8 protein-coding genes are annotated in these 9,905 nt (G+C 56.0%); 2 read left to right on the top strand and 6 right to left on the bottom strand.

The features are described 5' to 3' along the window. The first annotated feature begins 774 nt into the window (after positions 1-774). Together RIB44_00280 and RIB44_00275 are read left to right on the top strand one after the other, a co-directional pair. Positions 775-993: a hypothetical protein gene (locus RIB44_00280; GenBank protein MEQ8615009.1), complete on the top strand. Its 219-nt coding sequence runs from the start codon at positions 775-777 to the stop codon at positions 991-993. Next, the gene (locus RIB44_00275; GenBank protein MEQ8615008.1) at positions 983-1,249 is read left to right on the top strand and encodes a hypothetical protein; all 267 of its coding nucleotides are present in this window, start codon (positions 983-985) and stop codon (positions 1,247-1,249) included. The genes RIB44_00280 and RIB44_00275 overlap by 11 nt, the downstream gene beginning before the upstream one ends. A gap of 355 nt (positions 1,250-1,604) precedes the next feature. Here RIB44_00275 and RIB44_00270 read toward each other — a convergent pair whose 3' ends face one another. The 6 genes from RIB44_00270 to RIB44_00245 form a co-directional block, all read right to left on the bottom strand. Beyond that, entirely contained in the window at positions 1,605-2,105 is a 501-nt protein-coding gene (locus RIB44_00270) for an NADAR family protein (GenBank protein ID MEQ8615007.1), read from the bottom strand. 418 nt (positions 2,106-2,523) lie between these two features. After that, complete coding sequence (locus RIB44_00265; GenBank protein ID MEQ8615006.1) at positions 2,524-3,543, bottom strand: PfkB family carbohydrate kinase; 1,020 nt, start codon at positions 3,541-3,543, stop codon at positions 2,524-2,526. Next, positions 3,533-4,645: a hypothetical protein gene (locus RIB44_00260; GenBank protein MEQ8615005.1), complete on the bottom strand. Its 1,113-nt coding sequence runs from the start codon at positions 4,643-4,645 to the stop codon at positions 3,533-3,535. The genes RIB44_00265 and RIB44_00260 overlap by 11 nt, the downstream gene beginning before the upstream one ends. Further along, on the bottom strand, positions 4,645-6,570 hold the full coding sequence (locus tag RIB44_00255) for a hypothetical protein (GenBank protein ID MEQ8615004.1): 1,926 nt from the start codon (positions 6,568-6,570) through the stop codon (positions 4,645-4,647). The genes RIB44_00260 and RIB44_00255 overlap by 1 nt, the downstream gene beginning before the upstream one ends. A gap of 5 nt (positions 6,571-6,575) precedes the next feature. Further along, positions 6,576-7,715: a hypothetical protein gene (locus RIB44_00250; GenBank protein ID MEQ8615003.1), complete on the bottom strand. Its 1,140-nt coding sequence runs from the start codon at positions 7,713-7,715 to the stop codon at positions 6,576-6,578. Next, complete coding sequence (locus RIB44_00245; GenBank protein ID MEQ8615002.1) at positions 7,708-9,564, bottom strand: hypothetical protein; 1,857 nt, start codon at positions 9,562-9,564, stop codon at positions 7,708-7,710. The genes RIB44_00250 and RIB44_00245 overlap by 8 nt, the downstream gene beginning before the upstream one ends. Positions 9,565-9,905: the final 341 nt, after the last annotated feature.

The raw sequence follows: 9,905 nt of genomic DNA, 5'->3' as shown, positions 1-9,905 counted from the left end.
CAATCGGCCACCGAGTGGCTCTGGTTCTACAATCACGAACGACCGAACATGGCGCTCGGCGGCATCACCCCCATGCAGCGGCTGGCCGCCGCTGCATAGCTCCACTTTTGGCCTCCGTTAAAAACGGGGTGATTACCGATGGAGTTGGGTGATGTCGAAGAGGTGCTCACGTACCGAGTGGGTTCTCGACTTGTCATTGAGCCAAAGCGCCCCAGCTGGAGCGCATTGATGGATGCTCCGGATGTTGGTGACTACTTTTTGTCCGAGCGCCCGGGGATTGGTATTGACCTGATTCGGAGTGCTGATGATGCGCTACATGCTGGACACCGGTACCAGCAGTTGCAGCATCCGTAATGCGCCGATGTCGTTAATCCAGCTGCTGGAACGGGCTGCTTTCTCGGGCCACGAAATCTTCGTGTCTGTCGTCACCTATGCAGAACTCTCATGCAAGGCGTAGTCGCCAGGCCAGAGAGCCTTAGCGCGTGCAACGGTTTCAGGCGTTCCTGGCGCCGCTGCATGCCGTGCTTCCTGGGGGCGTTACACCGCCGACGCGGGACACCTAACGGGTCGCAAGACACGATGATCGCTGCACATGCGCTCAGTGCTGGGCGGTCGTGTTGACGAATAACGTCAGGCGTTTCTGCTTCCGCGTAGTCGAGCTGCACGTTGAACTAGGTCGATCATGTTTCTTGATGCCGGTACGCCCTAGCCCCTGAACCTACACTCCACTCTGGATGCCCTTGCATAAAAGGGTGACCTGCCTACCTTTCCACGATGTTCGAGCATGAGCGCGAGGTTGAGCGCTACAACCCGGTGATCGAGGATACCCAATCGATCGATCAGGGCGATGCCAACGTGACTGCCGTAGGGCATTTCGCGCCTTATCGGACCCATTATCTTCGGGCGCGCAATCAGCAGGAAACTCGCATTGACGGGGGCGTTGCCATCGCGCAGGACCTACAGGAGCTAGCGACCTTTGTGAATGTCAAATAAGGGATGGCGAGACGATCAACCAGGCGGCAGCATCGCCTTCCATGGGGCAGTCCTCGAGCGGAACAACAAAACAGCCGCGCGAAACCCGTACATGAACATCCTGGTTGACGGAGATCTGATTGGTGGCCACAACCACATCAGCGGAAAGCGCATCCAGGAGTTTGCGCGCCAGCTGATTCTGATCAACACTCAGAGCGGAGACGATGCCCAGAAGGAAAAGATCCAGTCCCTCATCAAGGCGAAGGCCCAACGCTGACGGGCGCTATCCAGCACACACGGGCGTGAATACACCCGTTCAGAGGCTCACGCAGTCTCAGCGCACTTAGCTCTATACCAATCGCCTTGATGCGTCAATTGCACTTGCGCAGTGTCTCGGCTCGGCTTCATAGCATTGGCCGAGAGGCTGATCGACTTGAGAGCCTAGGATGTTCCTCTGCCTTGCGGCTGCTACTGGGGCTGGTTCATCGGATGGCCGTGGGGGGCTCCGCCCTATTAGCTGTCCGCCACCTGTCGTTGTGGGCCCGCGGAATTAAAATGGCCCCTGAATACTCGGTGCATTGTGTCCGCTTTTCAGGGGCGGGGGTACTCCATCTGTAAGCGCGAGCCGAGGCTCAGGCGGCACAGGTTCTGCGCCGTTTCTCGGTTTCCTCGATAGCGTCGCCAGCGACCAGTTCATCTCTCACTTCCATAAGAAGCGTGCCGAGCATGTTCTTGCCAGCGCCGTTAACTTCGCCCCACAGCCTGTTGACCTCGTTGTCGACCATGGCGGATTCAACCAGTCTTGCGGAGCCTGTCGCGAGCAGCAGCTCACGCAGGTCCTCGTGTTGGGCGAATTTGGCGCGTAGCACGCGCTTCATTCGGTCGAACTTGTTCTTGGACCAGCCTGGCGCAATATCCCAATAGTAGAGTCCGTGAGCAGCCATCGCCAGCAAGGCAGGTGTCGGCGCGGCCATTAACCAATCCCTAACGGCTTGCTTGCGCGCTTTTCCTGCCTGATAGGCATGCTCAGCGGTAGGAAATACCTCCCCTTCGAACTCAACTTCTCGCCTGTACAGGTTGCTGAAGGCACCGTAGGGCCGCTCGTTTGCTCGGTAAAAGCGAATCTCGTCCATGTCGGCGATTGCTAATTGGCGTAGGATAAGAGTAAACTATTTTTAATAGAGTGACAAATGTGACTAGACGTGGCCAAAGTAGGTCGTCCCTCAGCACCAGAAAGTGAAGCTGCCGCCAGGATGCAAGCTGTAGCAAGGCGTCTGATGGATGAGAATGGGATAACTAACAGTGCTTTAACTAAGGCGACCGGCCGCTCCGCCAGCGCCGTAGGTGCAGCTCTGAACAGTGAGCCGCCGCGAGAGACGCCAACTCTAGTAGAGATTTTTAATTATTTGACGTGCAGGAAAAAGTCTACGGAGGTCGCCCGGCACTTAATCTCGGAGCGCGTCGCGCAACAGCCGTTGACAGCCCGTCAACTAGCTGCGGCCCTCAGAGATTTGGCGGACTTGTTGGCGCCGTAGGAGCACGGTGATTGAGTCACGCTCCGGTGCACACCACGCAAGACTCAATGGCTTCTACCGGTTCCACGAGGGCATGACTATCGACCGCGGATACTAATGATCGATCGCCGGATAGGTGACGAAGCGCCTCGCGCGCGCCTGCTTCGTAAAGAGCACCCCGAGCACCCGCGAACCTGCAACTCCACGACGCGAGCTTTTGTGCTGCAAGCACTTCTCGGTCGACCTCTTGCGGGCTTATACCTTGTCGGTGAGCGCTCATGAGTTCAAACATGCCCATCAGTAAACCTGCAGTCATCCAGTCGCCGGCTCCGCAGGTATCAACCACATTTGCGGCAGGGCTAGCGGGAAGCGTGCGCCAGTCTTCGACTGAGATGTCGCGCCAGCGCCATGCCGCGCCTTTAGCCCCTTCTGTCCTCACGACCAATGAATCGGACCCATCGGTTAACCAGGGCATTTTCTTCTCCCTGTCTGACGAATACTTAACTATATCTGCGGTGGCTAGCATCTCGGCCGACCAAGGCTGATCCGCAGGATCCGAGGGCTCATAAACGACCACGGTTCCACGTTCTCGCGCAGCGAAAGCTGCTTCAACCACTCCTGGAAATAAGCGATCTACGAAGAAGACGTCCCGGCCTTGCAATAAGGAGGCAAGCTCCGGGAGGGGGGATGTGCTTCGCCGGAAAGTAGGGAACCCATGCCCACAGGTCGGACAACTGAATGAGAAACGGTGCGATTCACCGCGTTGCAAATGTTCGACGACGACGGGGAAATCTTGATCGTACAACTCATGATAAACCGCCCCACAGCGTTCGAAGTCACCAACCGCCAAGTTGGAAACTAACGACCCACGCCTTGGGCCTGCGATCGTCGTTCCCCACCCAAGCGCCCCTAGAATGGCTGCAACATTGCCTGCAGTTCCCCCCGCGCGGTAACGAGAGCCCCGAGCGGCCCCATCAACATGCAATACGTCGAGCGCGACAAACCCGGTGACGAGGGCGCTTCTCGGCGTACCGATGGCTACATGCTCAAGTGTCATTTGACGCTCCTGACCTGTGTAGAGGATACACCTCCCCAAGGAGCCAAACATGAACAAGTCGCGTCGAGTCCAATTCTCCAGAGCATGGCTCTTGACTTGGAACGAAGCGACGCGCCTCGACGTAAGCCACCGGCAGGTCGAACTCCAGTGCAGCCATCAAGGCCCCGATTGCCTGCGCTTTGGACCCTATTGGTGACAAGACCGTTGCTGACAAACGCCCCGCTCGGTCGTACACATCCTTGCGCGTGACATGCACGCGAGCGATGGTTCTATAAAGATCAAGCGGGTCGTGTTCTGCAGCAAAGAGCATCTGATGCAAGTCCACACCCCATTCGTCGGTGAGCTCACCACTGAAGTCCTCAAGCAGTTGCTCAACCTGGCGCGGCTCATGGCAGGGAAAAGGAAAAATTGGGCAGACTTCTCTAGGCTCTAATTCCTTGTAAAGGTTAGAAAAGGCACGTTTCTTTGCCGAAGTGAGCTGTGGCAACCAAAGCCGAACAGTGTCGTCCGCTTCCGACCGGTCGCCCTTAAAACCTTTAGGGTGCTGATAACGTTCTGCAAACTCCGCAATCTCGGCGAATTGCCCAGATTGCGGTGAAGCAGCTGCAACAACATGCAGATTGATTCTGTCCTGTTGGTCAAGCTTCTCAAAAAGCAGCCCCACTATTGGAAAGCTCACGCCAATTGAAAGGGCTGATATGTCAACAATGACGTCGGTAAATTCGTTTAGTTGAGAATCCGAGAGGCAGTCCCGGATCTTCAGGCAAACACTTTGCCCGCCGACAACGGCGTGTTCCTCATCGAATATGTGCACAGAGATAACATCGGAGGTTGGATATAGGCGTCCAAGCACCTCTGCGTTATCGTCGCCGCGCCTCACCAGTTCGTAATCGGGGTTCGGACGCTCTTCTCTTATAAAGATTCCTCGGCGTGAAACCCCGTTCTTCGCAACTATACTTGGCAATTGCGATGACCGCGGATCAAAGCCAGCTCCCGCGATGTAAAGGACGTTCCTGGTCCCATCGGACAATAATGAATCCAGGAATTCGGGGACTTCTTCGCCGAGGTGTGCCAGTCCTTCTTCCCAGCGGCAACTATTCATTACTCCGCCTCGTCGATCATGGCAATCAGTTCGTTCACCTTTAGCGGAATGAATCCGCCTCGACTGGTCGTCAATCCATGGGCCGCTATCGCAGGACCGCAGAGTTCGAGTAATGTCCAGATCTTGCCCTTGGCTCTTCTCCCAGGTGTCAGTACAAGAGCGTTGTACCCACACGCAAAGCGCAATACCTCGCGGAATCGGGGTTCTTCAAGCACGGCGCCGAATTTCTCTTGGTCAATTCCTATTGCGTGCGCACCACCGCCAAGCGGCGCTGAGTCTTCCAAGCTACGATCAACGCACCGTCGTGCAATTCGATCCACGAGTCGACGCACCTCGACCGCATAAGGGAAGCTCCATTCGCTAAGAATTCGCTCGGATTCGCGTCGGAGCGCTTCGTGTTGGTCATTGACGCTCAGTGCCGTGGACCCGCGGCGGTCATACGCGATCAACGAAGCCTCAAGTAATCGAATAATCTGCCAGGCAAGTTGGAGGGCTGTTTCAGCGTTCTCGCTGCCGAGATCTGCTAGCGTATCAAGGCCCCCTAGGTAGGAAAGGCCGGCCCGGTGCCACGCGTGAACTTGTGCTCCGGCGAGAATACCGGGATCAGCGGCAACTTGTACCTCTTCCGCTAGTTCAGGCTGTGAACTCTCGTCGAACAACGACCTCTGGGGGGTGCGTTTGAACTGGCGGTGCAAGAGAATTGTTGCCATCGGGGGAAGTAGTCCGTTCGAGCTGTACTGCGGCTTCTCTCGCAGATACTCTCTGACGCCATCGACGATTTGCTTTACTTGTGCGGGGGGTAGCTCCAATTGCGAAATCGCGCTTTCCATACGCTTGTTCAGCTTTTCGAGCTGCTTATCCGTCGGCTCGCTCCGCTCCTCTAAGTTGGGAATGGTGATGCCCAACCTTGTCAGGTTCGGCATTTGCGCAATATTGCGGGATACCAACTCAGCTACTGCTTTCCGAAACCGCTTACGAACGGCGCCTCTCGCCTCATCGTAAGACTGGGTCATTCGAATATCGAGAACGGACCGGCTCCTTTGCAGGCCACTTGTAGGATTAGGTCTTGTTTCGTCCCCCCAGGCGATTACACCTTCAGCATCTAATGCTTCCATTCGTTGTAGAACCCAACGCCCAATAACGACTTCTCGACTGGATAGGTGGTTCAAGAGGGCGTCGTGTTGCTCGCGACTAATGGAGTGGGCGTCATCCATCATCAACAGTGGTAGGACCTGCCCGTGATTATCTGGGAGCTCGAAACGAGAAATGGCCACCAAAGGAAGGAACGAAGATCGTATAGATTCGAGTAGCTCCTCCTCGTTAGGCGGAACAAAACGCGTCGTCAGTTGAAAAAGGCGTGACTCGACGAATTCCGCACGTTCAACGATGCTTTGAAAGTTGCTACCGCCGATTGAATCAAGTCGGGCACTACCCTCGCTGGTCGGTACGACGCGAATAGAATTGAGGCTTAATCCAGCATCTTGGAAGCCACGTCGCCACGACAGAACTGCACGGGCACCGAGAAGACTAAGTAGAAGGGTATCTGCCGTTTCCTGGCGATATCCCAATAGCGCTAGGTCTCGGTAGTCACGCTCAAGCGAAACTCGCGCACCGCAAACAGAAACACGTTCGTGCGATATAAATCCTCGCTCAGACGCGAGTTGGAGCAGCTCTTCATGTTGCTTGTCCGGACTACGGCGTTGTTTATCGAGAAGTCGAGAAAGTGTCGCGAACTGGAAGAAGCGAGAAAGCGTGGTCTTACCCGTACCCGGGGGGGCGCTAAACACTACTACCCTTGTTAACAGGTCCTCAGGGTCCTTGTACTCGTCGAGAGTCATGCGGAACAGTGAGGGTGTCAACGTCGCCAGGAATTCGAACTCGTTGCCCTGATATTCGCTGGCGCGATGTTTAAATGGATTTGGCAAGGCTGTTACTCGTGGCGTTGCCGACGGCGAAATAACGGGCGCATCTGATGGCTTCCGTTCTTGCCCGCAGACTCCGCCCACAGCATCGCAAGGGAGTTGTTGGGTGTGTTGTGGTCCAACACCAAAGGCAAGCCGCAAGCCGCATAGCCCATACCTAAGTGGTCAACACCCCCCTTGCGAGTGGCTGGCGTCTCAATCGCGTTGTCGTAGTAGTCATCTGTAAGCGGGATTACCTCTTCGTCCAGCGGGCAACCCTCTTGCACTGGAAGGCGCTCTGAAAATTTATGCCCGTAAGTCACCTCGTAGTCACTAAACCGGGGCAAGCATTCATCCGCGCAGGCCATAAACTCTTGAATGCTATCCTGTAAGTGCTTACACGCTTTATCCGTAATCATCAAGTGATGCACGATGAGTCTCCAATTATCTGCCTGTATTGGGTCCTCATTGAATCCAAGCGACTCTAAAAACCGGGGCAGCTTGCCCTTCCAGTCCGCGCCTTCATCGGATCCTTCGTTCCGCAGAAATGACGTCCCAGAAGCTGAAAAGTCGTCCACTAGGTAAATGCAGTCGAAAGTGGGCTCGATGTCCGCCCCGAGGTGCTGTAGGTCGCGCGTCAGATCCTTCTTCAGATCAGCCCATTTGCGCTTGTCCAGCTGGGCGCCCATGACAACTTGTTCATTCGAGATACGGCCCCCCACGTTGGCGTGACGGAACGAGTCAAGACGTGCGCCATCGCTAAGCCCCAGAAACAGAGTTCTACGTCTCGCAATCCTCACCTGCTTCATGAGCTCGCCACTCTTATGGACTTTCCATGGTGGGATTTGCGCTTTATTGGCAACTGCCTTCAGTAGTCTGGGGTAGACCGTCCGGGGATACATCGCTTGGATCAACCGTTCTCGTTCAAGCGCGCTGACGTAGACCAAGCGGTGGCGAGCGAACTTGTATGCCGCCTCTCTATCTTCCTCGCTGAACTGCAGCAACCAGCCCACGAGGCTTTCAAGAAATCGCGCACCCGCGAGGAAGTCACGGTAACCATCGTATTTGACGGCTGAGATCAGTTTCCACCACCGCATCTCGTCAACCGCTTTATCAAGCTGCCAGTCCATCACTTTCGCTAACAGTTCGAGTGCCACTTCGTTATTCACTGAGTTCACCTCGATATGCGAACGGTCGCCCAGGTCCTCCATCGAATAGGCGGAGTTGGGCAAGTGTTGAGGCGAGTTGCCTCCGAGGAAACCCCGCTAGGTTCCAGCAGCGGTCGGGAGTGAAGGAGCAACGGTCGGCGGAAAGGGAAAGAGGGTTTCCTAGCAATTCAGTGTCGTTGCCTGGCCATCGACCTTGGTCGCCGATGCATACGATGTTCTCGACGGTGCAGCCGAGCTGTTGGGCGATAGCATCTACCACGGCAGTCTTCGAAACATCGGATAACACGATATCGACCGAATGCGACGATTTCCAAACCTTAACCATTTGATTGTCAATCAAGCTGGCCAAGACGGCGGAAACTTCCATCCAACCTTGTTCGACACTTCGTCCGTCATAGAACGTGACCGAACACTGTTTCTCGTACGTCCGGATCGATGCCCTTCGGCCTGAAGGCGCGATATCCTCTATCCGTCGGCGAACGTTCATAATTTGCTCGCTCGCTTCCTTTTCCAGGAAAGAAGTATCGTCAAGGCGCCTTATCAACGAACCGTTGTAGTACCCAATGGTCACTTTAGCCCAAAGATGCTTGGGAAGTGCCGCCCGCAGGGCTTCGCCACAGGAATCGCCCCGGCCCGTCGCAATTCCGACTGTTTGGCCGGCATTGAGTACGCGGATCAACTCTTCGACGATGGGCGCGGCGAGGGGCTCGAATCTTCGAGTTGTGTCGATCAGCGTGCCGTCATAATCGAAAATGAGAGCTCGGACGCTTGCCCCTCTCAGCCTCTCTTCGAAACCACGCAAATGTAGCTTCCATTGCTCATAGGCGTCGCGTTCTAGCAGCGCGTCGGTCGGGGCCATGCCTAGCTTGGCGGCAATAATGCGCTGTTCACGATCGTATGAGGCCGCCCGCTCCTGATAGGGCATCCGAAGGTTGTACAGGGACTCCCCAAACTTCGGTACGCCGGGACGGCCAGGGTCACGGCGTATATGTGCACCCAGCGCTCCAGCGGCGTAGAGGGAGAAGGCGATCGCGCTTAGCATCCTGGTATCAGAGTCACCTGGAATCGTAACTACGGTCGCCGGACTGCCAGTGCCGATCAATTCGGCGCACTTGTTAGCAAAACCGGTGTATTCCTCTGAAACCAGGAAGTAGGCGCACGCATTGCGGCCATGAGCCGCGAACCAATAATGACGGCCATGGCCCAGGTTTCGCAGGTCAGTGGCCCAGATAGAAGCGAGCGCCGCTTCCTCGGCCCTCATGGTTAAATCCCGGGCCCCGACCAATGTGCTTGGATCTCCAATCAACACGAGGTTGCTGCACGGTTTGAATTGTTCCGTAACCGCGTTGCGTGCCCAGGTGATCATCGCTTGCGCATCCGGGGCCTCGACCCCTCTCTCCGCGCTGGAGAACACGGCACGGAAGGCTCTCACCAAGAGCAAACAAGTCCCCCAAAGGCTATTGGTTGCAAGAAAACCGTCTTTCCCGCATGTCAACTCAAGAGTGATCACGCGCCCCGACTCGTGCTGTTCGACAAGGTCGGACAACTTCGACTGCCGGCTAGCAACGATTGCAGTGACAGAGTGAGCGCCAGATAAGAAAGCATGACGTGCGGCATCGAGGATGTCGTGGTTTTCGCCGCCAGCACTAATGAGCCACACGTTCGAATTTGCAAGCGCCTCGAGAGCTCGGAACTCAAGCGGAGACATCGCTCGGGCCAGATTTCCTACTGCTGCCATATGAAGGTCAGCAGCCAAGCTGGCCGAAGTTGTAGATCCACCGGAGGCGACAACGATGAGGCCGCGACTAGCGCCGTCCGCGATGACCCTCTGGAGTGGTGAGAGGTCCATGGCGAAGACCTCTGAGGTTGTCGTGTAAAGCGCAGCTAGTTCGTGTTCGTACGGCCTGCCCACTATGTCTCCCGAATTATGTACCGGCTAAGACCGAGCACCCATGCGTTCTTAGCAGAGCGTCCCGCTGCTTATTCGTGGCGCTGTTGAGGCTGCCTTCCTGCAGTCTATCGAGCGGTGGAGGCGAGCCTCAATAGCGAGGTTGTGTCCGTCAAGTTGTGCAAAAAGCTTTTGGCGGTCATGGCTTCGAATTGATCAGGCGGCGGCCTTCAGCGCGAGCTTTTTCTGTTCGCGCAGCAGGTCCATGTTGATGTAGCGGTTGTCCTCCAGCCAGGCCTCGT

This window comes from Lacipirellulaceae bacterium, assembly GCA_040218535.1.
In the GTDB taxonomy this organism is placed as follows: Bacteria; Planctomycetota; Planctomycetia; order Pirellulales; family Lacipirellulaceae; genus Adhaeretor.
The sequence above is the reverse complement of the archived record's forward strand: the minus strand, read 5'-3'. Positions and strand labels throughout refer to the sequence as shown.